Annotated in this window: 22 protein-coding genes; 16 read left to right on the top strand and 6 right to left on the bottom strand. The window is 63.1% G+C overall.

The annotated features are described in order from the left end of the window. From HKL97_RS11475 to HKL97_RS11400, 16 genes are all read left to right on the top strand, one after another. Positions 1-2,497: sarcosine oxidase subunit alpha family protein (locus HKL97_RS11475; protein WP_291425436.1), on the top strand; the 2,497-nt coding region annotated here is incomplete at its 5' end. Next, positions 2,490-3,044 carry a sarcosine oxidase subunit gamma gene (locus tag HKL97_RS11470; protein ID WP_291425434.1) on the top strand — a complete coding sequence of 185 codons (555 nt, stop codon included), beginning with the start codon at positions 2,490-2,492 and terminating at the stop codon, positions 3,042-3,044. The genes HKL97_RS11475 and HKL97_RS11470, both read left to right, overlap by 8 nt. Then, complete coding sequence (locus HKL97_RS11465; protein WP_291425432.1) at positions 3,041-4,411, top strand: L-serine ammonia-lyase; 1,371 nt, start codon at positions 3,041-3,043, stop codon at positions 4,409-4,411. Before HKL97_RS11470 ends, HKL97_RS11465 begins: the two co-directional genes overlap by 4 nt. A gap of 42 nt (positions 4,412-4,453) precedes the next feature. Continuing rightward, positions 4,454-5,596 (top strand): GlxA family transcriptional regulator, encoded by a 1,143-nt coding sequence (locus HKL97_RS11460; RefSeq protein WP_291425430.1) that lies wholly within the window; start codon positions 4,454-4,456, stop codon positions 5,594-5,596. Positions 5,597-5,713: 117 nt separating this feature from the next. After that, a complete protein-coding gene (locus tag HKL97_RS11455; protein ID WP_291425428.1) occupies positions 5,714-6,973 on the top strand; it encodes an aromatic ring-hydroxylating dioxygenase subunit alpha in 1,260 nt (419 codons plus the stop codon). A gap of 38 nt (positions 6,974-7,011) precedes the next feature. Then, positions 7,012-8,052, top strand: a complete 1,041-nt coding sequence (locus HKL97_RS11450; RefSeq protein WP_291425426.1) for a hybrid-cluster NAD(P)-dependent oxidoreductase — start codon at positions 7,012-7,014, stop codon at positions 8,050-8,052. A gap of 3 nt (positions 8,053-8,055) precedes the next feature. Beyond that, a complete protein-coding gene (locus tag HKL97_RS11445) occupies positions 8,056-9,024 on the top strand; it encodes a GlxA family transcriptional regulator (protein WP_291425424.1) in 969 nt (322 codons plus the stop codon). 99 nt (positions 9,025-9,123) lie between these two features. After that, complete coding sequence (locus tag HKL97_RS11440; RefSeq protein WP_363238807.1) at positions 9,124-10,101, top strand: dipeptidase; 978 nt, start codon at positions 9,124-9,126, stop codon at positions 10,099-10,101. A gap of 27 nt (positions 10,102-10,128) precedes the next feature. Further along, positions 10,129-10,659, top strand: a complete 531-nt coding sequence (locus tag HKL97_RS11435) for a DUF5943 domain-containing protein (RefSeq protein WP_291425419.1) — start codon at positions 10,129-10,131, stop codon at positions 10,657-10,659. A gap of 19 nt (positions 10,660-10,678) precedes the next feature. Then, positions 10,679-12,742 (top strand): NADH:flavin oxidoreductase, encoded by a 2,064-nt coding sequence (locus HKL97_RS11430; RefSeq protein WP_291425418.1) that lies wholly within the window; start codon positions 10,679-10,681, stop codon positions 12,740-12,742. A 2-nt stretch (positions 12,743-12,744) separates the two neighbouring features. Further along, the gene (locus HKL97_RS11425; RefSeq protein WP_291425415.1) at positions 12,745-14,625 is read left to right on the top strand and encodes a (Fe-S)-binding protein; all 1,881 of its coding nucleotides are present in this window, start codon (positions 12,745-12,747) and stop codon (positions 14,623-14,625) included. Further along, positions 14,622-15,743, top strand: coding sequence for an electron transfer flavoprotein subunit alpha/FixB family protein (locus HKL97_RS11420; protein ID WP_291425413.1), 1,122 nt, complete (start codon positions 14,622-14,624; stop codon positions 15,741-15,743). The genes HKL97_RS11425 and HKL97_RS11420 overlap by 4 nt, the downstream gene beginning before the upstream one ends. Further along, positions 15,740-16,504, top strand: a complete 765-nt coding sequence (locus tag HKL97_RS11415; RefSeq protein ID WP_291425411.1) for a hypothetical protein — start codon at positions 15,740-15,742, stop codon at positions 16,502-16,504. The genes HKL97_RS11420 and HKL97_RS11415 overlap by 4 nt, the downstream gene beginning before the upstream one ends. 62 nt (positions 16,505-16,566) lie before the next feature. Continuing rightward, complete coding sequence (gene folB, locus HKL97_RS11410) at positions 16,567-16,977, top strand: dihydroneopterin aldolase (protein WP_291425410.1); 411 nt, start codon at positions 16,567-16,569, stop codon at positions 16,975-16,977. 110 nt (positions 16,978-17,087) lie between these two features. After that, positions 17,088-18,317 carry a hypothetical protein gene (locus tag HKL97_RS11405; RefSeq protein WP_291425408.1) on the top strand — a complete coding sequence of 410 codons (1,230 nt, stop codon included), beginning with the start codon at positions 17,088-17,090 and terminating at the stop codon, positions 18,315-18,317. A gap of 219 nt (positions 18,318-18,536) precedes the next feature. Beyond that, complete coding sequence (locus HKL97_RS11400) at positions 18,537-19,466, top strand: DMT family transporter (protein ID WP_291425406.1); 930 nt, start codon at positions 18,537-18,539, stop codon at positions 19,464-19,466. A 3-nt stretch (positions 19,467-19,469) separates the two neighbouring features. Here HKL97_RS11400 and HKL97_RS11395 read toward each other — a convergent pair whose 3' ends face one another. From HKL97_RS11395 to rpsF, 6 genes are all read right to left on the bottom strand, one after another. After that, positions 19,470-19,925: a GNAT family N-acetyltransferase gene (locus HKL97_RS11395; protein WP_291425403.1), complete on the bottom strand. Its 456-nt coding sequence runs from the start codon at positions 19,923-19,925 to the stop codon at positions 19,470-19,472. Next, a complete protein-coding gene (locus tag HKL97_RS11390) occupies positions 19,922-20,713 on the bottom strand; it encodes a S49 family peptidase (RefSeq protein ID WP_291425401.1) in 792 nt (263 codons plus the stop codon). The genes HKL97_RS11395 and HKL97_RS11390 overlap by 4 nt, the downstream gene beginning before the upstream one ends. A gap of 31 nt (positions 20,714-20,744) precedes the next feature. After that, a complete protein-coding gene (locus HKL97_RS11385) occupies positions 20,745-21,986 on the bottom strand; it encodes a cyclopropane-fatty-acyl-phospholipid synthase family protein (protein ID WP_363238801.1) in 1,242 nt (413 codons plus the stop codon). Between the two features lie 423 nt (positions 21,987-22,409). Beyond that, on the bottom strand, positions 22,410-22,964 hold the full coding sequence (gene rplI / locus HKL97_RS11380) for a 50S ribosomal protein L9 (RefSeq protein ID WP_291425399.1): 555 nt from the start codon (positions 22,962-22,964) through the stop codon (positions 22,410-22,412). Between the two features lie 14 nt (positions 22,965-22,978). Then, on the bottom strand, positions 22,979-23,254 hold the full coding sequence (gene rpsR, locus HKL97_RS11375) for a 30S ribosomal protein S18 (protein WP_291425397.1): 276 nt from the start codon (positions 23,252-23,254) through the stop codon (positions 22,979-22,981). Next, entirely contained in the window at positions 23,254-23,730 is a 477-nt protein-coding gene (gene rpsF, locus HKL97_RS11370; RefSeq protein ID WP_291425396.1) for a 30S ribosomal protein S6, read from the bottom strand. Before rpsF ends, rpsR begins: the two co-directional genes overlap by 1 nt. Positions 23,731-23,767: the final 37 nt, after the last annotated feature.

The raw sequence follows: 23,767 nt of genomic DNA, 5'->3' as shown, positions 1-23,767 counted from the left end.
TTTCGATTTTCTGATTGTCGGCGCTGGCCCCGCTGGGCTGGCGGCGGCGCTGGCGGCGGTGCAGGGCGGGCAGCGGGTGATCCTCTGCGATGAACAGAACGAACTTGGCGGCTCCCTGCTCAGCGAGACGGACGCCACGATTGACGGCGCCCCGGCGGCGCGTTGGCTGAGCGAGGCCATCGCGCAGCTGCGGGCGGCGGGCTCGTTGCAGATATTGGTCCGCACCACCGCCTTCGGCTATTTCCCGCATAACATGCTGGGGCTGGTGGAGCGCCTCACCGACCATCTGCCCGGCGCCGCCGGCGAGCCGCGCGAGCGGCTCTGGCAGGTGCGCGCCAAGCAGGTGGTGCTGGCGGCAGGCGAGATTGAACGGCCGCTCGTGTTCCCCGATAACGACCGCCCCGGCATCATGCTGGCCGGCGCGGCGCAGATATATGCCAGCCGCTACGGCGTGAAACCCGGCCAGCGGGCCGTCATCGTCACCGCGCATGACAGCGCCTACCGCGCCGCGCTGGTGCTCTATCAGGCCGGGGTTGGCATCGCCGCCATCGCCGATGTGCGGGCTAATCCGCAGGGCGGCTGGGTGGATCTGGCGCGCAAGGCCGGTCTGCCGGTGCGCGCGGGCTGCACCATCACCGGCACCAGCGGGCGGCTGCGCGTCAGCGGGGCAGACCTCGCGCCGCTCGCGGCGGATGGCACGGTTGGCGCGTCCGAGCGGGTGAGCTGCGATCTGCTGCTGATGTCGGGCGGGTTTACGCCCAGCGTGCATCTGTTCTCGCAGAGCCGGGGCAAGCTGGTTTATGACGATGCCCTGGGTGCCTTTGTGCCCGGCACCCCGGCGGAGGATTGCTGGGTCGCGGGTGCGTGCCGTGGCGTTTCGCTGCTCAGCGAGGTTCTGGCCGATGGTTTCGCCAAGGGCGCCAGCGCGGCCCGGGCGGCGGGCGGCGCGCTGGTGCCCGCGCGCGGCTTTGCCACCACTCATGCCCCCGCGACCGGCGGCGGCTTTGCGGGTGCGTTGCCGCACGGCAAAAATCCTGCCTCGGTGCGCGCCTTCGTCGATTTCCAGAATGATTCGACCGCCAAGGACATCAAGCTCGCCATCAGCGAGGGTCTGCGCTCGATCGAGCACATCAAGCGCTACACTACCACCGGCATGGCGACCGACCAGGGCAAGATCTCGAACATGAACGCACTTGGCATCGCGACCGATGTTCTGGCCCGCCCGATCGCGCAGATCGGCACCACCACCTTCCGCATGCCCTACACCCCCACCACCTTCGGCGTGTTCGCGGGCTATGCGCGCGGCGATCTGTTCGACACCGTGCGCCGCACCCCCGTGCACCATTGGGCCGAGGCGCAGGGCGCGGTGTTTGAGGATGTGAGCCTGTGGAAGCGCGCCCGTTATTTTCCGCTGCCGGGTGAGGACATGCACCAGGCCGTGGCGCGCGAGTGCCGCGCGGTGCGCGCCGCCGCCGGGATTTTCGACGCCTCGACGCTGGGCAAAATCGAAGTGGCGGGCCCCGATGCGGCGGAGTTTCTCAACCGCATGTATGTGAACGCCTGGAGCAAGCTCAAGCCCGGGCGGCTGCGCTACGGCCTGCTGCTGCGCGAGGATGGCTTCATCCTCGACGACGGGGTGATCGGCCGGATGAGCGATGAATGCTTTCATGTCACCACCACGACCGGCGGCGCCGCGCGGGTGCTCACCATGATGGAGGATTACCGCCAGACCGAATTCCCCGAGTTGAAGGTTTGGCTGACCTCGACCACCGAGCAATGGGCGGTGATCGCCTTGCAGGGGCCCAAGGCGCGCGAGATTCTCGCCCCCTTCGTCGAAGGCGCGGATATTTCACACGCGGCGATGCCGCATATGAGCGTGGTGGAATGCCGCGTCGCCGGGGTGCCCGCCCGGTTGTTCCGTGTCAGCTTCACTGGCGAGCTGGGCTTTGAGATCAACGTCCCCGCTGATTACGGCCGCGCCGTGTGGGAGGCGATCTTCGCCGCCGGCCAGCCGGCCGGGCTGGTGGCCTACGGCACGGAGACCATGCATGTGCTGCGTGCCGAAAAGGGCTACATCATCGTCGGCCAGGAGACCGACGGCACGGTAACCCCAGACGATGCCGGTTTGAGCTGGGCCATTGGCAAGGCAAAGCCTGATTTCGTCGGCAAGCGCGCTCTGGCCCGCGCGGGCATGGGCGAAGGCGTGCAGCGCAAACAACTGGTAGGCCTGCTCACGGACGACCCGCAGGTTGTGCTGGAGGAAGGCGCGCAACTGGTCGCCGACCCGGCGCAGCCGCCGCCGATGACGATGCTGGGCCATGTCACCTCCTCCTATTGGAGCGCCACACTCAATCGCTCCATGGCGCTCGCCCTGGTTAAAAACGGCCGCGCCCGCATTGGCGAGACGCTGTATGTGCCGATGCCTGGCCGGGTCATCCGTGTGACCATCACCGGACCGGTTTTCTACGATGCTGAAGGGATCAAGCTAGATGGCTGAAACAATGGCGCGCCTGCATCCGCTGGCCGCGGTTAAAACGGTGGCGGACCCGCATTTGCTGGCGCAGGGGCCGATGGGCCGGTTCTCCTTGCGTCTGGCGGCAAACGCCGCGCCGCCACCGCTCGGCGCGCTGGGGCTGAGCCTGCCGCTGGAGCCCTGCCGCGCTGCTCAGTCGGAAATCGCCGCCGCTCTCTGGCTTGGGCCGGGCGAATGGCTGCTGCTCACCGCGCCGGAACGCGCCGCGGCGGTTGAAGCCGCGCTGCGCGCCGAGCTTGCGGGGCAGGTGTTCTCCCTGGTCGAGATCAGCCATCGCCAGACCGGCCTTAGCCTCTCCGGCCCGCGCGCGGCGCAACGCCTCAACGCCGGTTGCCCGCTGGACCTTGATCTCGCAAGCTTCCCCGTGGGCATGTGCACCCGCACCGTGTTCGCCAAGGCCGAGATCGTGCTCTGGCGCACCGGGGCAGAGCAGTTCCACATCGAGGTCTGGCGTTCCTTCGTGCCGTATCTGTGGGAGTTGCTCGTGATCGTGGGAGCTGAGACCTCATGATCAGCGTTTTCGAGCTTTTCAAGATCGGCATTGGCCCCTCCTCGTCGCACACGATGGGGCCGATGCGCGCGGCGCGCAATTTCACCGAGGCATTGCGTGAGAGCGGCCTGCTCGATGTCACGGCGCGCGTGCGGACCGAGCTGCTCGGCTCCCTGGCCTGGACGGGCGAGGGCCACGGCAGCGGCAAGGCGGTTATCCTGGGGCTGGCGGGTGAACTCCCGGAGGAGATCGACCCGGCGCACGGCGAGGCGCTGATTATCTCGGCCACGGCCGCGGGCCGGCTGCGCCTTGGCAGAACCCATGAGCTTGCTTTTGTTCCTGCACAAGACATCATCTTTGATCGCCATTCCCCCACGCCTCGCCACCCCAACACACTCAGCTTCAGCGCCTATGCCGCTGATGGCGCCTTGTTGCTGGCGCAGCGCTGGTGCTCCGTGGGCGGCGGTTTCGTGCTCCCCGAGGATGCCCCGGATGCCCCCGCGCAAGGGACGCAGGCGGTGCCCTATCCGTTCAACTCCGGCGCGGCGCTGCTGCGGCTGGGAAAATCGAGCGGCCTGCCCATTGCCGACATGGTTCTCGCGAACGAAACCGCCCTGCGCCCGCATGCGGAGGTGATAAATTATCTTGATCGCATCATCGATGTGATGATGGAGACGATTGACCGCGGGATGCACGGGCAGGGGATATTGCCCGGCTCGCTCAAGGTGCGCCGCCGCGCCGCCGGGCTGCGGGAAAAGCTGGAGGCCGATGCCGGGCTGAATAACCTGGCGCCGCATGCGATCATGGATTGGGTTAGCCTGTTCGCCATGGCGGTGAATGAGGAGAACGCCGCCGGCGGACGTGTGGTGACGGCGCCAACCAACGGCGCGGCCGGCGTGGTGCCCGCGGTGCTGCGCTATTACCGCGAATTTTGTCCAGGTGCGACACGCGATACCATGCGCCGCTTCCTGCTGGTGGCCACCGCCATCGGCGGTCTGTTCAAAACCAACGCCTCCATCTCCGGCGCCGAGGTGGGCTGCCAGGGAGAGGTCGGCGTCGCCGCTTCCATGGCCGCCGCCGGGCTGGCCGAAGCCCTAGGCAGCAGCAACGAACAGATTGAAAACGCTGCAGAAATAGCCATGGAACATCACCTCGGCATGACCTGCGACCCGATCGGCGGCCTGGTGCAGATTCCCTGCATCGAGCGCAACGCGTTCGGTGCCGGCAAGGCGATCAGCGCTGCGTCCCTGGCGCGGCGCGGCGATGGCACACACCGTGTTTCTCTCGACCATGTGGTTGACACTATGCGACAGACGGGCCAAGATATGATGACAAAATATAAAGAAACATCGCAAGGCGGGCTTGCCCTGAACTTTGTGGAATGTTGATGGGGTGGGGCACACAGGCACTTCAAATTATGGAGAAAAGCCGTGTTATATACGAGAGATTACGTAAACGATGCCGGAACGCAGAAGGACGCCGAAGCTGATTTCGGCCAGCAAAGACAGAAACATGAGCCTGCGAGGCGCAAACCACTTTCGATAGGCATTATTCTCGCGCCTAATTTCACGCTCTCGGCGCTTTCGCTTTTTGTCGACACGCTGCGCCTGAGTGCTGACGAGGCCGATCGCTCGCGCCCGATCGGCTGCAACTGGGCGGTAATGGCCAGCCGTTCCGAGACGATCCGCTCCAGCTGCGGCGTGCAGGTGAACCGCACCAGCGCCTTCAGGAATCCCAAGGAGTTCGATTATATCGCGGTGATCGGCGGCACGCTGCACAACGGGCAGGAGACCGACGAGGAAACAGTGGCCTATCTGCACCAGGCGGCGAAGCTGCATGTCAATCTGATCGGCATTTGCACGGGAAGTTTCATTCTGAATCGAATCGGGCTGATGAAAAACCGGAGCAGCTGCGTCAGCTGGTTGCATTATCAGGATTTTTGCGAGGAGTTTCCAGACCAGAAGGTTTCAGCGGATCGGCTGTTTGAGGTTGACGGCAACCGCATCACCTGCGCCGGCGGCGCGGCGGCGGCGGATCTCGCGGCATGGTTGATTGAGCGCCATGTCGGCCAGAGCACCGCGCAGAAGCCGCATCATGTGCTCCTGCTTGACCGGGTGCGCACGATCAGTTCCGTGCAGCCGCACCCGCCGATTGCCGAGGCCACGGTAAATGTGCGCATCCGCCGCGCGCTGCTTCTCATGGAGCAGCATCTCTCAAATCCGCTGCAAATCAGCAGCATCGCCGCCACGCTCTCGCTTTCCACGCGCCAGCTCGAACGCCTGTTTCAGACCGAACTCTCAACCCGCCCCTCGACCTTCTACCGGGTGTTGCGGCTGCGCTATGCGCGCTGGCTGCTCACGAATACCAGCCGCTCGGTCACTGAAATCGCGCTGGATTCGGGCTTTTCGGATGGTGCGCATTTCTCCCGGCAGTTCAAAGCGGCGCATGGCTGCCCGCCTTCAAACATCAGGGCCAGCGCAGGGCCTTTGCCAAATTCTGACAAAATTCCGCCCGTGCCGCCGGGGCTGTTGGACCAGCAGTTGGTCGGGTGCGCCGGGTCGCGGGTTTTTTAACTGATTTTCCGTCAATTTTGTCGGAAAACAGAAAGAATTCGGCCTAAAATCTAAAGACGCGCGCGGCCGGGCATCGCATGCTGCCGTTCATAAAACCTCAAGCAGAAGGCTGATAAAATGTCAGACGTCGCGATGTCGAAGCTCAAATATCTGGTACAGAACCGCCGCCCGTATCACATGCTGGAGGCGCCTTTCTATACCGACCCCGATATTTTCAGGGCCGATATGGATATGATCTTCGGGCGGCACTGGATTTTCGTGGGGCTGGAGCCGGATGTGCCCGAGCCGGGCGATGTCATGAACGTCAAGATCGGCGATGCCTCCATCCTGATCGTGCGTGATGATGACAACAACATTCACGCGATGCATAATATCTGCCGGCACCGCGGTGCGGCTCTGGTGGCCGATGAGAAAACCAGCGTGGGGCGGCTGGTCTGCCCTTATCATTCCTGGACCTACGGGCTCGATGGTGCGTTGCTGCATGCGCAATATATGCCGGAGGATTTCGACGCCAGTTGCAGCGGGTTGCGCAAGGTTCACCTGCGTTCGGTCGAGGGGTTGCTGTTCATCTGCCTGGCGGAAAACCCGCCGGAAGATTTTGAGGAATTCGCGAAAACCGTCGGTCCCTACGTGGCCCCGCATGACATTGCCAATTGCAAGGTGGTGCATGAGAGTGATCTGATCGAGCCAGGCAACTGGAAGCTTGCCGTGGAGAACAACCGTGAGTGCTACCATTGCTCAGCCAATCATCCCGAACTGACGCAATCGATCTATGAGTTCGGCTTCGGCTTTGATGCAACCGAACATGAACCTTCCCGCCAAGCGCTGCGGCGCCATTATGAGGATATGGTTGAGAAGGATCTGGCGGCGTGGGAGGCCGCGGGCCTGCCCTCCGTTGAGAATAACCAGCGCCTGGGCGAGGTTTCGGGCTTTCGCGTCGGGCGCATGACGATGGATAAGGCGGGCGAATCTCAGACCCTGGATACTAAAATCGCCTCCAAGAAACTGCTGGGCAATTTCACAGAGCCGCGGCTTGGCGATCTCTCAATTCACACCCAGCCGAACTCATGGCATCATCTGATGAGCGATCACATCGTCTCTTTCGCGGTGTTTCCGCTGAGCGCTAACCAGACCCTGGTGAAAACCAAATGGCTGGTGCACAAGGACGCGGTGGAAGGCGTGGATTACGACATGGAGAATCTTACCCGCGTGTGGCGCGAAACCAACGTGCAGGACAGCCGCTTGGTCGGACTGAGCCAGCTCGGCGCGCAGAGTCCCGGCTATGTGCAGGGGCCGTATTCCCACCAGACGGAAGGGCAGGTTGAACAATTCGCAGCCTGGTATATTGCCCGGCTCAAGGCACACCTTCCCGCATGAGAGCCGAGCATATCTTTAACAATGATGCAGATATAGCCTTGTCGTTTTGGGACGGGTCGGATGACAATACGCTGGTCTGCATCGGTGTGCGCGAGGAAACGCATGATGTCAAAACCTTTATCTTTGCGCCTAAGCGCCCGGTATTGTTTCATTTTCAACCAGGGCAGTTCATCACGTTTGATTTCGTCATAGGCGATGCGGTGGTCAACCGTTGTTACACCATCGCCTCCTCGCCCACGCGCCCGCATGTGATCAGCATCACGGTCAAGCGCGTGCCGGGCGGCCCGGTTTCCAACTGGCTGCATGATAATATGTCTCCCGGCCAGGAGGTGAACGCTACAGGTGCATTGGGCAGCTTCAGCTACACGCGCAATCCGGCTAAAAAATACTTGCTGCTTTCGGGCGGCTCGGGCATCACGCCGATGATGTCGATGGCGCGTGCGCAGTTTGATCTCGCCGGCGAGAGCGATATCGTCTTCATGCATCATGCACGCACCCCGGCGGACATCATCTTCCGTCGTGAGTTGGAGTTGATGGAGGTTCACTCGCAGAACTTCAAATTTATTCCAGTCTGCGAGGCTGATGCAAAATTCCATAGTTGGGGCGGGTTGCGCGGGCGCATCAGTGCAGGGATGCTGAACGTGGCCGTGGCGGACTATACCGAGCGTGAGATATTTGTGTGCGGTCCGCCACCCTATATGCGCGCGGTGAAGGCATTGCTGGAACAGCTCGATTTCAATATGTCCAATTACCATGAGGAGAGTTTTGATTTCGCCGCGCTAGAGCAGGAGGCGGCGCCGGTGTTGGCCGGCGGCGATTCATACGAGGTCACGTTTACCAAGAGCCAGCGCGCGGTTGCTTGCCCTGCACAAAGCACGGTGCTGGATGCGGCCCGCGCCGAGGGTATGCGCCTGCCGTCATCCTGCGCCAAGGGGTTGTGCGGCACATGTAAATCCCGGCTACTTTCGGGCAAGGTTGAAATGTCGCATCAGGGCGGCATCCGCCAGCGCGAGATTGACCAGGGTATGATCCTGCTCTGCTGTTCCAAACCGCTGAGCGATCTGGTGGTCGAACGTTAGGACATGGATCTGGCGTCACTTTCCCGGTTTGGATTCTTCACGCTTCCTGACTATTCGATGATCGCGGTCACCAACGCCATCGAGGCATGCCGCATGGCAAACCGCGTTGCCGGGCGCGAGGTTTATTCCTGGCAGTTGCTGACGATGGATGGCGTGCCCTCAACCGCCAGCAACGGCCTCGCTTTGTCGCCCTGCATGCGCCTTGGTGCCGCGCTACCGCCTGATGTTCTGTTCGTCTGCGGCGGCGTGCATGTGCGCGCGGCGGTGAAAAAACCAATGCTGGACATGTTGCGCCGCCAGGCCCGCCACGGCCGGTTGCTTGGCGCGCTCTGTACCGGGGCTTTCGCGCTTGCCGAGGCAGGGCTGCTGGAGGGCTACCGATGTGCTATCCATTGGGAAAATCTTCCAGCCAGCCGCGAAGAATTTTCAAACACAGAGTTTGTTCCCGATCTTTTCGTGGTCGACCGTGACCGGATTACCTGCACCGGCGGCATCGCTCCTCTTGATATGATGCTGAGCCTGATCCATGCGCGGCTGGGCCGTTCCTTCGCCGAGGAAGTCTCCGCCGCGTTCATTCACGAGCGCATGCGTATGAGTGGCGAGCGCCAGCCCCTGGCCGCGCATGACCGCGCCAGCTCCAGCCATCCGCTTCTGGCGCAGGCGGTGGCGCTGATCGAGGCAAATCTCGCCAATGATCTCCCGGCCTCAGAAATTGCCGAGCGGCTGAATGTCTCGCCCCGCCAGTTGCAGCGCTTCTTCAAGCGCCACATGGGCACCACGCTGGCGCATTTTGCACAGGAATTGCGTCTCAAGCGCGCCCAGCATCTGTTGCAGCAGACTGATTTGCGCATTACCGACGTCGCCTCGCTGTGTGGTTTTTCCTCCGCCGCCTATTTTTCCGCTGCCTATGCGCGCTATTTCGGTTACGCGCCCAGCCGCGAGAGCCATAAATCCGCCATCACCGGAGCATGAAATAGCATGCGTCGTGAATTTTGCTGGAAATGTCGCTTTCAGTAAAGTTGCGCGTGACGAAAACGGACAGATTAGCCAACAACCAATATTCGCTAAGAGATAAATATGAAATCCCTGCATCAAGACTCTATTGTCATCGACGGTTTGATCATCGCCAAATGGGGGCGTGAGGTTTTTGAGGATATGCGCAAAGGCGGGTTGACGGCCGCCAACTGCACCGTCTCGGTGTGGGAGGGCTTCCAGGCTACGGTACGCAACATCGCAGAGATGAAGAAAATGATTCGCGACAATGCCGATCTGTTGATGCTGGTGCGCGGCACCGCCGACATCACCCGCGCCAAGGCCGAGGGCAAGACAGGCATTATCCTGGGCTTCCAGAACGCCCACGCGATCGAGGATCATCTCGGCTACATCGAGGCCTTCGCCGACATGGGCGTGCGGGTAATCCAACTTTGTTATAACACGCAGAATCTTGTAGGCACTGGCTGCTACGAACGCGACGGCGGCCTCTCCGATTTTGGCCGCGAGGCGGTGGCCGAGTTGAACCGCACCGGCATCATGATCGACCTTTCCCATGTCGGCGCCAAAACCTCTGAGGAGACAATTCTCGAATCCAAGATGCCGGTCTGCTATTCACACTGCCTGCCCTCGGGGCTGAAGCAGCATCCGCGCAATAAGTCTGACGAGCAGTTGCGGTTCATCGCTGATCATGGCGGCTTCGTTGGCGTCACGATGTTTGCTCCGTTTCTCAAGCGCGGAATCGAGGCAACGGTGGATGACTACATCGAGGCGATTGACTACGTCATCAACATTGTTGGCGAGGATACAGTCGGTATCGGCACGGATTTCACTCAGGGCTATGGGCATGATTTCTTTGAGTGGCTGACGCATGATAAAGGGCGCCACCGCCGCCTCACCAATTTCGGCAAAATCGTCAACCCTGACGGCATCCGCACGATCGGTGAATTCCCCAATCTGACCGAGGCGATGACCCGTGCAGGCTGGGGCGAGGCGCGTATCCGCAAGATCATGGGTGGCAACTGGCAGCGCGTCTTCGGGCAGGTCTGGGGCGCTTAAGCATTTTCATTCATCCGGGAGCCATTCATGAATCCGCTTTTGCCAATTGATGTAGACGAGAAAACCGGCGTTTGGACCACCGACGGCTTGCCGATGCTCTATGTGCCGCGGCATTTTTTCACCAATAATCACGTTGCGGTGGAGGAAGCGCTGGGTCGCGCGCGCTACAGCGAAATTCTCTACCCCGCGGGCTACCGCTCAGCCTATTTCTGGTGCGAGAAAGAGGCGCAGACGCATGGGCTCTCTGGTCTCGCGGTGTTTGAGCATTATCTCAAGCGTCTCTCCCAGCGCGGCTGGGGGCTGTTTGATTTCATCTCCGCCGATGCCGCCACCGGCCAGGCACGGATTTCGCTGCGTAACTCCTCTTTCGTGTTGCAACAGCCCCAGGCGCACGGGCGGCTTTGTTACATGTTTGAGGGCTGGTTCGCCGGCGCCATGGATTTTGTCTCCCAGCAGATGAACCCGGCCTCCCCGGTCAAAACAAAAAGCATAGAGAGCCAGTGCGCGGCCGAAGGGCATGAATACTGCATCTTCACCGTCTCGCCGGTCGCGCCCTGATATTTTCTGAGGATTTTTCATGCGTTACCCAAACCTTCTTTCGCCTTTTGTGTTGAACAAACTGACCCTGCGCAACCGCATCGTCAGCACGGCGCATGCGGAGGTTTATGCCGAACCGGGCGGTCTGCCCGGAGATCGCTACATCCGTTATTATGAGGAGAAGGCCAAGGGCGGCCTTGGTCTGGCCATCTGCGGCGGGTCCAGCCCGGTGTCGATTGATAGTCCCCAAGGCTGGTGGAAATCAGTCAACCTCTCCAACGACCAGATCATCGAGCCCTTGGCCCGCCTCGCCGGCGCCATGCATCAGCACGGCGCGAAGATCATGATTCAGGCGACGCATATGGGCCGCCGCTCGGCTTTTCATGGAGAGCATTGGCCGCATCTGATGACGCCTTCCGGCGTGCGCGAGCCGGTGCATCGCGGCAACGCGAAAATCATCGAACTGGAGGAAATCAACCGCATCATCAAGGATTTTGCCGCCGCCGCCCGGCGCGTGAAGGCGGCGGGCATGGATGGAATTGAAATCTCCGCCGCCCATCAACATCTGATCGATCAGTTCTGGAGCCCGCGCACCAATTTCCGAACCGATGATTTTGGCGGCAGCCTGCAAAACCGCATGCGCTTTGGCCGTGAGGTGCTGAGCGCGGTCCGCGCCGAGGTGGGGGCGGATTTCGCTGTGGGCCTGCGCATGTGCGGCGATGAGTTCCACCACGATGGCCTGGATCATGAAACTTTGAAGGAAATCGCGCATGAAATGGCATCGAGCGGGTTGATCGATTTCCTCAGCGTGGTCGGCTCCGGGGCTGATACGCACAACACCCTGGCCAACTGCATGCCGCCGATGGCGCTGCCCCCCGAGCCTTTCGTGCATCTGGCGGCGGGCATCAAGGCGGTGGTGAACATTCCGGTGATGCACGCGCAGAGCATACGGGACGCCGGCCAGGCCGAGCGCCTGCTGGAGAGCGGCATGATCGACCTCGTCGGCATGACCCGCGCGCAGATCGCCGACCCGCATATGGCGATGAAAATCCGCGAAGGGCGCGAGGATGAAATCAAGCAATGCGTCGGCGCGAATTACTGCATCGACCGGCAATACAACGGGCTGGACGTGCTGTGCGTGCAAAACGCCGCCACTTCGCGTGAAGCAACCATGCCGCATGTCATCGCCAAATCTGGCGGGCCGAAGCGCAAGGTCGTGGTGGTCGGTGGCGGCCCCGGCGGGTTGGAGGCGGCGCGCGTGGCGCGGTTGCGCGGGCATGATGTGGTGCTCTTCGAGCGCGAATCCACTGTCGGCGGGCAGGTCAATCTCGCCGCGAAAGCGCCGCAGCGCGAGCAGATGGCGGGCATCATCCGCTGGTTCGATATGGAGACAACCCGCCTCGGCGTGGAGCGCCGCCTGGGTGTGGACGCCACTGACGCGATGATCCTGGCGGAAAATCCGGACATCGTGGTTCTGGCCACGGGCGGTGCCAGCCATATGGGCCAGGTCGCGGGCTGGGGCGCTGCCTCAGGCCTCTCGGTCAGCGCGTGGGATATTCTCTCAGGCCGCGTCGCCCCGGCGCAAAACGTGCTGGTGTATGATTCGATGAGCACCCACGCCGGCGCCGGCGTGGCGGACTTTTTGGCCACGCGCGGCAGCCGCGTCGAGATCGCGACGCCGGATGTGAAAATCGCCGATGATGTCGGCGGCACCACATTCCCCATCTTCTACCGCCGCCTTTATGCGCTGGATGTGGTGATGACGCCAAACGTCTGGTTAGATGAGGTCTACCGCGAGGACGGCAGGCTGGTCGCCGTGCTGCGCAACGAATATACCGAGGTGCAGGAGGAGCGCGTTGTCGATCAGGTGGTGATCGAGAACGGCATCCTGCCCAACGACCAGCTCTATTGGGCGTTGAAGGACAAATCCCTCAACCGCGGCCAGACGGATATGGAAACGCTGTTCGCCGCGGCGCCGCAGCCCTCTTTGTCGCAGCCGCTGGGCGGCGGGCGCTTCCTGCTTTTCCGTGTGGGCGACTGCATCTCCCCGCACAACATCCATGGCGCGATCTATGATGCGCTGCGGCTGTGCAAGGATTTCTGAGCATGCACAGCCTGGATCATCTGGTGACGCTTCTCTTCTGGCTGGCCGTGGCGGCGCTGGCTTTCGGCACAATGCGGCGCGCGCGGCTGTGGCGGGCGGGGGCGGCGGCGCCGTTTAATTGGGCGCAGCTGCTCACCGTGCCCCGGCGTTATCTGGTTGATGTGCACCATGTGGTGGCGCGCGACCCGTATATTGCGCGCACGCACATGCTGGTGGCTGGTGGCGCCGTGGCGGCGGTGGCGCTGGTGGCCCTCAACTACGGGCTGATGCTCTATTGGCCGTTGCTGAACGGCGCGATCGTGCTGGCGGCCGCGGTGATGCTTGGCGGCAGCTATCTGGTCTGGCAGCGCCGCCGCGCCCCGCTGCCGCGCCTCTCGGCCGGGCCCTGGAACCGTTTGCCCTACACGCTGGCCGCCTTCGCGCTCGGGCTGCTGGCCCTGGCGCTGCTGCCCTCCGCCTTGCTTTCAGGTTTTTTCGCGGCGCTCATCATGCTGGCGCTGCTGGCCGGCACGGCGGAGCTGGTGCTGGGCATCGGCACCGGCGGACCGATGAAACATGCGGTGGCGGGCGTGCTGCATCTGGCCTTTCATCCCCGCGCCGAGCGTTTCGCCATGCGCTCCACCGCGCTGCGCCCGCTGGACCTCGCAGCCCCGGTGCTGGGCGTGGAAAAGCCAACGGATTTCCGCTGGAACCAGCTTCTCGGCTTTGATGCCTGCGTACAATGCGGCAAATGCGAGGCCGCCTGCCCGGCCTTTGCCGCGGGCCAGCCGCTGAACCCGAAAAAATTCATTCAGGACATGGTGCTGGGTTTCTCCGGCGGCAGCGACGCGGCGTTTGCCGGCAGCTCCTATCCCGGCATCACCCTGGGCGGCCATTCCGGCGCCCCGGAGGAGCCGATACTCCCCGCGCTGCTCGCGCCGGAAACCCTCTGGTCCTGCACCACCTGCCGCGCCTGCGTGGAGGAGTGCCCGATGCAGATCGAACATGTCGACGCCATCATCGACCTGCGGCGTTTCCAGACCCTCGCGCGCGGCGCGCTGCCGGGCAAGGGGGCGGAGATGCTGGGCAACCTTCGCGAAACCGCAACGCAAGGCGGCTATGACAATGCCGCCCGCTACCATTGGGCGGTGGATCTCAACGTCCGCCAGATCAGGCCGGGTGAATCGGTTGATGTGCTGCTGGTGGCGGGTGAGGGAGCGTTTGACATGCGCTACCAGCGCAGCCTGCGCGCGTTAGTGAAGCTCCTGCAGGCGGCCTCGGTGGATTTCGCGATCCTCGGCGCGCTGGAGGTAGACACCGGCGACACCGCGCGCCGCCTGGGCGATGAGGCAACCTTCCAGGCGCAGGCCGCGCGGTTGATCGCCACTTTGTCTACCCTGACCTTCGGGCGGATTCTCACCGCTGATCCGCATGTGTTCCACAGCCTCAAGAACGAATACCCAGCCCTGGGCGGGCACTTTACCGTGCTGCATCACACCGTCTTTCTGGCCGGGCTGGCCAGCAGCGGGCAGCTGAAGCTGAGCGCAACAAGCGAGACGCGCGCCATCACCTATCATGACCCCTGCTATCTCGGCCGCTACAATGGCGAGACCGAAGCACCCCGCGCCCTGTTGCGCCAGATCGGCGTGCGCCTGACCGAGATGGAACGCTCGGGCCTGCGCGGCCGCTGTTGCGGCGGCGGTGGCGGCGCGCCGTTGACTGACATCCCCGGCACTCAACGCATCCCCGATATCCGCATCGCCGACGCCCGGGCCACCGGCGCCGGGCTGGTGGCGGTGGCCTGCCCCGGATGCACCGCGATGCTGGAAGGCGTCGTCGGCCCCAGGCCGGAAGTTATCGATGTGGCGGAGCTGCTTGCCGCCGCGCTGGAGGGCCAGGCATGAATCAGGAGCGCAAACGTCTCGACCCCCGCCGTCCCTTCGTGCTGAGCCCGGCCGGTCTGCGCCGGATCATCCTTGGCGCCACCGGCGGGTTTGATGCCTCGCTGCTGGCCGCGCCCGCGTACAAGCCCGCGCCCAAACCGCTGCGCCTGAAGGGGGATCCCGCCGGGTATCTGCTGGTCGCGGCGCACAGCCAGCGCGGCATGCTCGATGCGCACGCCCACCAGGCCATCGCCGCCGCCGCATTGCTGGCAAGCCCGCAACAGGCGGTCGTTGTGCTGGTGTTCGGGAGTTTGAATGAAGATCTGCGCGCGTATGGCGCCGATCTGGTGGCGGTGCTGCCCGGTGCCGATGAGCTGGGCTTTGCGCCGGAGCAGGAACTCGCCTGGCTGTGCGAATTCGTCACCCGCTACGCCCCCGCGCATGTGTTCATGCCTGATAACGAAATCGGCGATGGCGATCTCGGCCGCCGCCTTGCCATTCATTTGGGGGCGGAGGTTGCCACCCATGTGGTGGAGCTCAAGCCCGGCGCGGTGGCGATGTACTGGCAGGGCGGCGCCGCGCTGGCGCGCGGGCTTATGCCCCTGGTGGTGCTGATCGCCCCTGATGTGGCCGAAACCAGCCTGCCGTTTTCCGGCGCGGGTGAAACCGTGGCGCCACCCGCCGCCCAGGCGCCGCCGGGCCGTTATCAGAACCGCGGCCTGCGCGAAATCGCCGCCTCCGCCTTGGCGCTGGAGGAGGCGGATTTCATCGTCGCCGCGGGCAACGGCGTGGCCGATATTCCAACGCTGGAGGCCGTGGCCGCCGCCTTCGGCGCCGCCGTGGGCGCCAGCCGCGTGGCGGTGGACGAAGGCAAATTCACCCGCGACAAGCAGATCGGCGCCACCGGCAAGACCGTGAGCGCCAGCACCTACCTTGCCGTCGGCATCTCGGGCGCGGTGCAACATCTGCAGGGGATCAAAGCCTGCCGCCATGTCATCGCCATCAACAGCGACGCCAGCGCGCCGATCACCAAACGCGCGGATCTGAGCGTCGTCGGCGATGCCCAGGAGGTGATGTCGGCGCTGCTGGCCGAGCTGGCGCAGCGCAACTTGCCTGATACCGCGCGGGAGAGCGTATGATGTTCCCTCAACTCAAAATCGCCGCCCTGGTCTCCGTGGGGCGCAACCCGGCCAGCGGTGCGCCGCGCGCCGCGCGCAACGATGTGCTGGCGCTCGATGCCGCGCTGGCCCTCGCGCCGGAGGTCAGCGTGCTGCATGCGGGCGATGCCGCCCCCGCGCTGCATGATTACCTGGCCTATGGCGCCGCCAGCGTCGAGGTGCTGCCCCTGCCGGCCGGGGCTGATGCGCTGGCGCCGCTGGCGGCGCGTGTTGCCGGTTATGATCTCATCTTGTGCGGCCAGCGCGCCGAGGCGGGGCAGGGCAGCGGCACGCTCCCCTACCGGCTGGCGAAGGCCCTGAACATGCCGGTGGTGAGCGCGGCGTTGGAGATCACCCTGCTGGGGGATATTGTGGAGATTGTGCAGTTTCTGCCCAAGGGCCAGCGCCGGGTCGTGCGCGTCAGCCTCCCGGCTGTCATCGCGCTGCACCCGCTGGCCCCGCGCGCCCCGCGCTATGTGTATGCACGCCTGCGCGCCGGGCGTCTGCTGAGCGCGCCGGCGCTGGTTGCCGCGCCACTGCCGGTCAGCCCCTGGCAGAGCGAACCCGCGGTCAAGAAACCCCAGAAGCTCAAGCCGCCGGAAACCCGCCAAGGCCATGCGCGGCTACTGGGCGCCATCGCCACCGAAAGCAAGGGTGGCGCGCTCGTGCGCGAGGGCAGCGCGGCCGAAAAAGCGCGCGCGATACTGGATTATCTGCGCACCAACCGGCTGATCGAATTCTAGATGGCATTCATCACTCCCGCATATGACATTGTCTCGAAACGATGCGCGCATGGCTCGCCAGCATGAACCAGACCAGCCCCATCAGAGAGTCGCGGCTTTTCCGGCGCATGTTTGTCAGAGACCTGGTGCTCGACGCCTCGATCGGCGTTTACGCGCATGAGCATCAGTCGCTTCAGCGCATCCGCATCAATTTGGATCTCGCCGTGGCGGATGATGGCGGCGCGCATCGCTCGCACTGCATGGCCGGGCCTGATGATCTGGCCCGCGTGGTCGATTACGAAGCAATCGTGGTGCGCGCACGTGAAATTGTGAAATCAGGGCATGTTCAGCTGGTTGAAACGCTTGCCGAGCGTTTGGCGCGAACATGTCTGGATGATGCCCGGGTGTTGAACGTCCGGGTACGCGTGGAGAAGCTCGATGTATTCGTTGATGCGGCATCAACGGGTGTTGAGATCGAGCGCTGGAATTCCTGACGATCCGGACTGCGAGACTGCGTCGGGAACAAATAAATCAGATCGCAAATACGGCAATGCATCTGAGTTTAACAGGTATGTTGAGACTTTAACGTTTATTGGAGAACAAAATGAATATTCGGCAAAAAATTCTTTGCCTCACTGTTTCGGCCATCGCCATCGCGGCTTGCGCGCCCACGGCGAAGGCGATGAGCGGCCCAACCGCCATTCAGATTGATGGTGGACCGCTGGGGCCGCTGGAATTATCAGGCGCGGCCGATGGCATGGCCTATTTTTTTTCCGGAACGCAGCGCTACGCTGACACCGGCGGCATCGGCGCGCCTGCGACCAACAATGCGGGGCCAAAATCGGTTGGCATGCAGTTTCTGAACGGCGTAATCGAGTTGCAAAAGAACACCGGCGTGCTCCAGGCCACCATCGAGGTCGGCTCGGAGAATTACATGTATCTGGGCCTGGGTCAGACCCCATCCTCGATTCAGAGCTTCTCCACCGGGCCGCTTTATGGCGCTTACGTCACCCTGGCGCCAACCGGTTCGCCAGTCACGCTCTCGGTTGGCCAGGTCACTGGGCTGGAGGGATATGAAGCAGGGCAGGAATTCAACAACGCGAATATCTTCCTCTCGCAGATCGCCTATGTGGAAAGCGGACAAGGCCGCGGCGTGATCGCGAACTACGCCTCGGGGCCGGTGAGCGCCTCCGTGTTCTTCGGCGACGGCTACGACACCGGCGTGTTCAATTCGCTGCAGGCGGTGGCAGGTTACACCTTCAACACCAACAACAGCGTTAATGTTTATTACGGCGGCAATCTGGGCAGAACCGGTTTGCACGCCAACACCTACGGCAATGGCTCGCTGGCTTATAACAACAGCTATGTCGGCGCGGCGCCGGAATTTGAGAACTCGCAGATGGTCGGCGCCTATTACAGCTACACGGCAGGTCACCTGAACCTGGTGCCAGAACTGCAGTATGAATATGCCAAGGCCGATGCCACGCTTGGGATTCAGAAGGGAATGTCCAACATCGTAGGCGCGGTCTTCGCTGATTACAGCTTCGGCACCTCGCCCTATTCGGTCGGCGCCTGGGTTGAGTATTTTGACCAGCATGAGGGCGTGGCCGATGCCACGAACGGCACCTACTGGTTCTATGGCCCGAACGCGACGGGCGAGGCGATCTCCGTCACGCCGACCTGGCAGAAGAAAGACCTCTTCCTGCGCGCGGATGTCGGTGCGCTGCTGCTGAACCGCACCAGCGCTTACGGCCTGCCCAAATACGGCTACGGGACTCAGCACAATGATTCCTTCCAGCTGAGCGGGCTGCTGGAAGCCGGCCTGGTGTTTTAATCCCCACCGGCAGCTAGAGCGCGATCGTTTGAGGTTCGCTCAACCGAGCGAGCCGAAAGCGTGAATCGCCCTCAGAAAAACGGCTAGAGCCTGATCGCACTTAAAGCGATCAGTCTCTAGCAATCCTCGCTGGCTGCCGCCCCCTCCCACCGGCCGCACCTGGTTTCGGGCAATCATGTGCGATGCCAGATTTTCAACCGTGAAGCAGGAGTACGGCTGGTGCGGGCTGCCCAGGTCATAGAACGGCTGCAACAACTGGAAGGGCGTATGCCCAGCATCGGCGCCGCCTTGGGCATGACTCTGGTCTCCGTTCTCCTTTGGGGGTTTTCGCCCATCGCCACGCGCGACATGGTTGGAACCGGCGATGGTGGGCTTCCCCCGGTCGCCTTCATGGGGTTGTGCTACGGCACTGCCGCTGTTGTGCTGTCACCCGCTTTGCTGCTGACCCGTAGCTGGACCAGCCGGGACTGGCTTTCGGGCGCGGTTTGTGGCGTCATCGGCATCACCGGCTATAATTTTCCAGCGGCGATCGGGCAGCAAACGGTCTCAGCCGGGCTCACCGGGTTGCTGGATGCGAGCGAGCCATTGCTGATTTTGGTTTTTGCCTCCATCGCGCTGCGCAAGGCGCCAACGCCGCTGACAGTTTTTTCGGTAATCATCGGCCTGTTCGGCGTCCTGCTGCTGGCGCACGGCACGGGGCCTGCTTTGGGAACACCGCGCGGGATCATCCTGGTGCTAACCGGCGCCGTTCTGTGGTCGCTGTATTGCGTGCTGGTAACCCCCCTCATCAACCGCCGCGGCGCATTGCCCACAACCGCCGTCACGGTGTCATTCGGCGCCTTGCCGATGCTGCTGTTCGGCGCGCCCAAAATCCCTGGCATGGTTGCGAGCATGAGCCTGGCGCAAGGGCTGGTCACTTTCGCGTTTATCGGCGGCAATGCGGTGGCGGCGATGCTTTTCTGGAACGCGGGCAGCGCCGTTCTGGGCGCACAGCGCGCCGGATGGTTCCTCTATCTCCTGCCTCTGGTCAGCCTGCTCGGCGGGGCGGCGTTGCTGGCGGAGCCGCTGAGCTGGATCGAATTGCTCGGCGGCGCGATGATTCTTCTCTCGGTGTTTCTGGCGCATCTTGCGGCGAAGCCGCCCAGGTAGCGCTCAGTTGCCGTCCACCAGAATTCTGCGCAGCAGGCGGCGTTTCGTGTCGGCAAATCCCATCTTGCGGTAGAGATGATAGGCGCGGGCGTTCTGCGCCTCCACTTCGAGCAGCAGCACGCGGATGCCGATAGCCTTCGCCTGCTCGATGGCCAGGCCGACGGCTTTTTGGCCCAGCCCCCGGCCGCGCGCCGCGGGAATGAGATAGATGTCGTCGATGAAACCATCCGTTCCGCCGTTCTCCACACTGTAGCCCAGCGTGAGGATGAAGAAGCCGATGGCGGCGCCGTTTTCCTCCAGCAAATAGGCCGGCGCCAGTGGCTCTCCGGCGGCGACATGGGCAATCGTCGCCGTTGCCGCCGCGTCCAGGGGCGAGCCGTCCTCATCATGGAAGGCCCGCGACATGGCAAGCAGCAGCGCGGCATCCTCGGGCTGTGCGCGGCGCGTGCTCAGGCTCATCGCAGCCTTGGGCCGGAAAGCCGCTCCTCGGCGGCCTCCAGCGCGGCTTCCACGGCGCCGCGGGTGATGAATCGCATAATGCCGCGCGGCGGTTTGGGCCGCACCCAAAGCGGCTTGGCATTCTTGCCGCCGAGCTGTTTCACGATGGTATCGACATCGCCGAAACCGTCGATGAGGCCAAGGCTGAGCGCCCGTTCGCCCAGCATGTACCCGCCGTCGAATATCTTGCCCTGCTCGGCGGTCAGCCGCGCGCCACGCTGCGCGCTCACCCAGGATTTGAACATGCCGTGCGCGTCATCCAGCAATTCGCGGGTGAAGGCTTCGTCCTCCGCGCGCAGGGGCGCGAACATGTCCAGCCGGCGCTTATGCTCCCCGGCGGTGAAAATGCGGCGTTCGATGCCGTGGCGGGCGATGAACTGGTCTAGCCCGAACCCGCCGGTGACAACGCCGATGGACCCGACGATGGAGAGCCGGTTGGCATAGATCTTGGCACCCGCGCAGGCCAGCCAATAGCCGCCTGAGGCCCCCACATCGCCGATGACGGCGGTGATGGCAACACCGGTTTCCTTCGCGCGGCGTAGCAGGAACTGGCCGATCAGGTCCGACTGCACCGCCGAGCCACCGGGGCTCTCGATGGCCAGGACCAGGTTCTTGCTCCTTTTCGCCAGCACGAAGGCGCGCTCAATGGGCGCGGTGTAGGCCTCCAGATTGATGGCGCCGGGACGCGGCGCAATGATGCCGCGCAGGGCGAGCACGGGGATCTTCGGTTTTTGCCAGGGGAGTTGCATGCCGCCAGCTTAGCGCACTACGGCTTTAAGTCTATTCGGCCGCTCTGGGCAGCGCGATTTGGCGCTCCTTCTCCAGCATGTAGTCGCGTGTCAGCGGCACTGCGGCGTGGTTATGCGCGATCTGGATCTGAAAGTTCATGTGGTCCGACAGCCGGAACGACAGTTCCGAGCCGGAAAGGTAGAACTCGAACATCCGGCAGAAGCGCTCATCATAGAGTGCCGCGATGGTATGGCGGTTGGCGGCGAAACGGCTCCGCCAATGGGCGATGGTCTGCGCGTAATGCAGGCGCAGGATCTCGATATCGGTGCTGATGAGGCCGGATTTCTCCAACGGGGCCAGCGCCTCGGAGAGGGCCGGGGAGTAGCCGCCGGGAAATATATATTTGGAGATCCAGCGGTTGGTGGCCCCTGGCCCCGCAAACCGGCCGATGGAATGCAGCAGCGCCACGCCGTCAGGCTTCAGGCAACGCCTGATAGTGTCAAAAAAATTACGAAAATTCGGGATGCCGACATGTTCGAACATGCCCACGGAGACGATCCGGTCAAACGCCTGGTTCATGTCCCGGTAATCCATCAGCTCGAATTTCACGCGCTCATCAAGCCCGGCGGCGGCGGCGCGGGCGCGGGCCTCGGCCAGTTGCTCTTCCGAGAGGGTGATGCCGGTGACGCGGGCGCCGAAGTCGCGCGCCAGGGTGAGCGCCATGCCGCCCCAGCCGCAGCCGATGTCCAGCACCGTGAGGCCAGGGCGGTTGAGCAGCAGTTTGGCCGCGATGTGGCGCTTTTTCGCGGCCTGGGCTTCCTCCAGCGTCTCGTCGCCCCGCGCGAAATAGGCGCAGGAATATTGCCGGTCGCGGTCCAGGAAGAGCGAATACAGCCGGCCGTTGAGGTCATAATGGTGCGCCACGTTGCGCCTGGCGCGGCGCGCGTTATTGGCCTGCGAGATGGGGCGCAACAACCGGCTGATCCGCTCGTTCCAGTTGAGTATGGGCATCGGGTGGCGGGCCAGGTTATCGAGCAGCAGCGCCAGAACGTCGTGGATCGTGCCGTCCAGGGGGATGATGCTCTCATCCATATAACCTTCGCCCATGGCGAGCCCGGGGTTGAGAACCAACCGGCGCAGTGTGGCGGCACTCATGATTTTAATACCCGCGGCGGGGTTTTTGCCATCCCCGTAGAGACTTTCCGATCCGTCCGGCCAGATGACCCGGAACCGGCCCTGGCGGATGGCGTTAGCGAGAATACGATCCAACAGCTTTTTGAACAGCAAGGTCACACCCTTCTCCGTTACGGTTAACGGTCAGCTAGAGCGCGATCATTTGAGGCTCGCTCAACCAAGCGAGCCGAAAGCGTGAAGCGCCCTCAGAAAAATGGCTAGAGCCTGATCGCACTTAAACCAATCAGCCTCTAGTGTCCTGCCCCTGAAGTCTGCTGCGTCTTGCAGCGGGCGGAAGGGACAAGCAGGCCACTGAAAACAAAACGCTCATGTCCCGTGAGGGACGGTGTTTTGATGCCTCGAACCCTCGATTCGGGGCACTGGGAAGCAAGATGCAGAAAAAAAGATGTAGCACAACGAGCAATTTGTACATTGATTCGGGTTAATTTTACAAAGAAAATTAACAATCGGCGCTCGCGGCATAAAAACGGCCCCCGCGTTGCCACGGGAGCCGTATTTGGGAGCCATGCAAGCGGATGAGGCTTACGCGGCGGTGTCTTCCTCGCCAAACAGCGGGCCGAGTTCCGGCTTTTCGTCCGGTTCGGCGGCGATCGTCTCGCCGCGCGCCTGCTTCTCGGCTTCCTCGACGGAGCGGGCCACATTCACCTTCACGTCGATGGAGACTTCCGGGTGCAGTGCAACGCGCACTGCGGAAATCCCGAGCGACTTGATGGGGTGAACCAGCAGCACCTGCGCGCGTTCGATCCCGAGACCGGCGGCGGTGCAAGCGTCGGAGATGTCACGGCTGGAGACGGAGCCATACAGCGCGCCGGCATCGGAGGCCTGACGGATCAGGGTGATGCTCAGGCCCTGCACGCGCTCGGCCACACGCTCGGCCTCGTCGCGGCGTTTGATGTTCTGCGCCTCAAGCTGGGCGCGCTCACGCTCAAAGCGCTCACGGTTGGCTTTGGTCGCGCGCACGGCCTTGGACTGCGGCAGCAGGAAGTTGCGCGCATAGCCGGGTTTGACCTTGACGATTTCGCCCATCTGGCCGAGTTTTTCGACGCGCTGGAGCAGGATCAGTTCTACTTGTGCCATGTTTCTTGCTCCTCTTAGCTCAGAACATAGGGGAGAAGGGCAAGGAAGCGGGCGCGCTTGATGGCTTTGGCCAGTTCACGCTGCTTCTTGCCGGACACCGCGGTAATGCGCGAGGGCACGATCTTGCCGCGCTCGGAAAGGAACCGCGAAAGCAGCCGCACGTCTTTATAGTCGATCACCGGCGCGCCGGCGCCAGAGAACGGGCAGGATTTCTTCCGGCGGAAGAAGGGCTTGCGGGCGCCAACAGCGGGGCGGCGCAGGCCGGCATCGGGGGTGGTTGCTTCAGACATCAGATTTCCTCCTCAGCGCCGTAATCGTCACGGTCGGCGCGGAACTCGTCACGCGCGCGGAACTCCTCGCGGCCTTCATCGAAGCCGCGCTTACGGCCGGTCTCAAAGCGTCCGGCGGGCTTGGGCCCACGGAAGCCGCGTTCACGGTCGTCGGACTTGCGCGACAGAATCACGGAGGGTTCCTCGGTGATTTCCTCGATGCGCACGGTCATGAAGCGCAGCACGTCCTCGTTCAGGGTCAGCTGGCGTTCCAGCTCCTTCACGGCGGGGGAGGGCGCATCGAGCCCGAGCAGGATGTAATGGCCCTTGCGGTTTTTCTTGATCCGGTAGGCAAGGCCACGAAGGCCCCAGTATTCGCGCTTTTTAACAGCGCCGCCATCGGTTTCGAGCTGGGCGGTCACGGCGTCGGCAACAGCGTCGGCCTGTGCCTGCGTGATTTCGCTCCGTGCAATGATCACGGTTTCATATAACGGCATTGTGACTCCCTTCGGCTGGTTTCAGCTCCGGTCCGGG

It is taken from the genome of Acidocella sp. (assembly GCF_013044125.1).
In the GTDB taxonomy this organism is placed as follows: domain Bacteria; phylum Pseudomonadota; class Alphaproteobacteria; order Acetobacterales; family Acetobacteraceae; genus Acidocella.
The sequence above is the reverse complement of the archived record's forward strand: the minus strand, read 5'-3'. Positions and strand labels throughout refer to the sequence as shown.

What these genes read in the sequence shown, in the direction of transcription:
- HKL97_RS11415 (WP_291425411.1), top strand. Translation starts at nt 15,740, where the DNA reads ATGATGTTCCCTCAACTCAAAATCGCCGCCCTGGTCTCCGTGGGGCGC.
- HKL97_RS11435 (WP_291425419.1), top strand. Translation starts at nt 10,129, where the DNA reads ATGAATCCGCTTTTGCCAATTGATGTAGACGAGAAAACCGGCGTTTGG.
- HKL97_RS11390 (WP_291425401.1), bottom strand. Translation starts at nt 20,713, where the DNA reads ATGCAACTCCCCTGGCAAAAACCGAAGATCCCCGTGCTCGCCCTGCGC.
- HKL97_RS11405 (WP_291425408.1), top strand. Translation starts at nt 17,088, where the DNA reads ATGAATATTCGGCAAAAAATTCTTTGCCTCACTGTTTCGGCCATCGCC.
- HKL97_RS11445 (WP_291425424.1), top strand. Translation starts at nt 8,056, where the DNA reads ATGGATCTGGCGTCACTTTCCCGGTTTGGATTCTTCACGCTTCCTGAC.
- HKL97_RS11425 (WP_291425415.1), top strand. Translation starts at nt 12,745, where the DNA reads ATGCACAGCCTGGATCATCTGGTGACGCTTCTCTTCTGGCTGGCCGTG.
- folB (WP_291425410.1), top strand. Translation starts at nt 16,567, where the DNA reads ATGAACCAGACCAGCCCCATCAGAGAGTCGCGGCTTTTCCGGCGCATG.
- rplI (WP_291425399.1), bottom strand. Translation starts at nt 22,964, where the DNA reads ATGGCACAAGTAGAACTGATCCTGCTCCAGCGCGTCGAAAAACTCGGC.
- HKL97_RS11465 (WP_291425432.1), top strand. Translation starts at nt 3,041, where the DNA reads ATGATCAGCGTTTTCGAGCTTTTCAAGATCGGCATTGGCCCCTCCTCG.
- HKL97_RS11420 (WP_291425413.1), top strand. Translation starts at nt 14,622, where the DNA reads ATGAATCAGGAGCGCAAACGTCTCGACCCCCGCCGTCCCTTCGTGCTG.
- HKL97_RS11395 (WP_291425403.1), bottom strand. Translation starts at nt 19,925, where the DNA reads ATGAGCCTGAGCACGCGCCGCGCACAGCCCGAGGATGCCGCGCTGCTG.
- HKL97_RS11455 (WP_291425428.1), top strand. Translation starts at nt 5,714, where the DNA reads ATGTCAGACGTCGCGATGTCGAAGCTCAAATATCTGGTACAGAACCGC.
- rpsF (WP_291425396.1), bottom strand. Translation starts at nt 23,730, where the DNA reads ATGCCGTTATATGAAACCGTGATCATTGCACGGAGCGAAATCACGCAG.
- rpsR (WP_291425397.1), bottom strand. Translation starts at nt 23,254, where the DNA reads ATGTCTGAAGCAACCACCCCCGATGCCGGCCTGCGCCGCCCCGCTGTT.
- HKL97_RS11470 (WP_291425434.1), top strand. Translation starts at nt 2,490, where the DNA reads ATGGCTGAAACAATGGCGCGCCTGCATCCGCTGGCCGCGGTTAAAACG.
- HKL97_RS11430 (WP_291425418.1), top strand. Translation starts at nt 10,679, where the DNA reads ATGCGTTACCCAAACCTTCTTTCGCCTTTTGTGTTGAACAAACTGACC.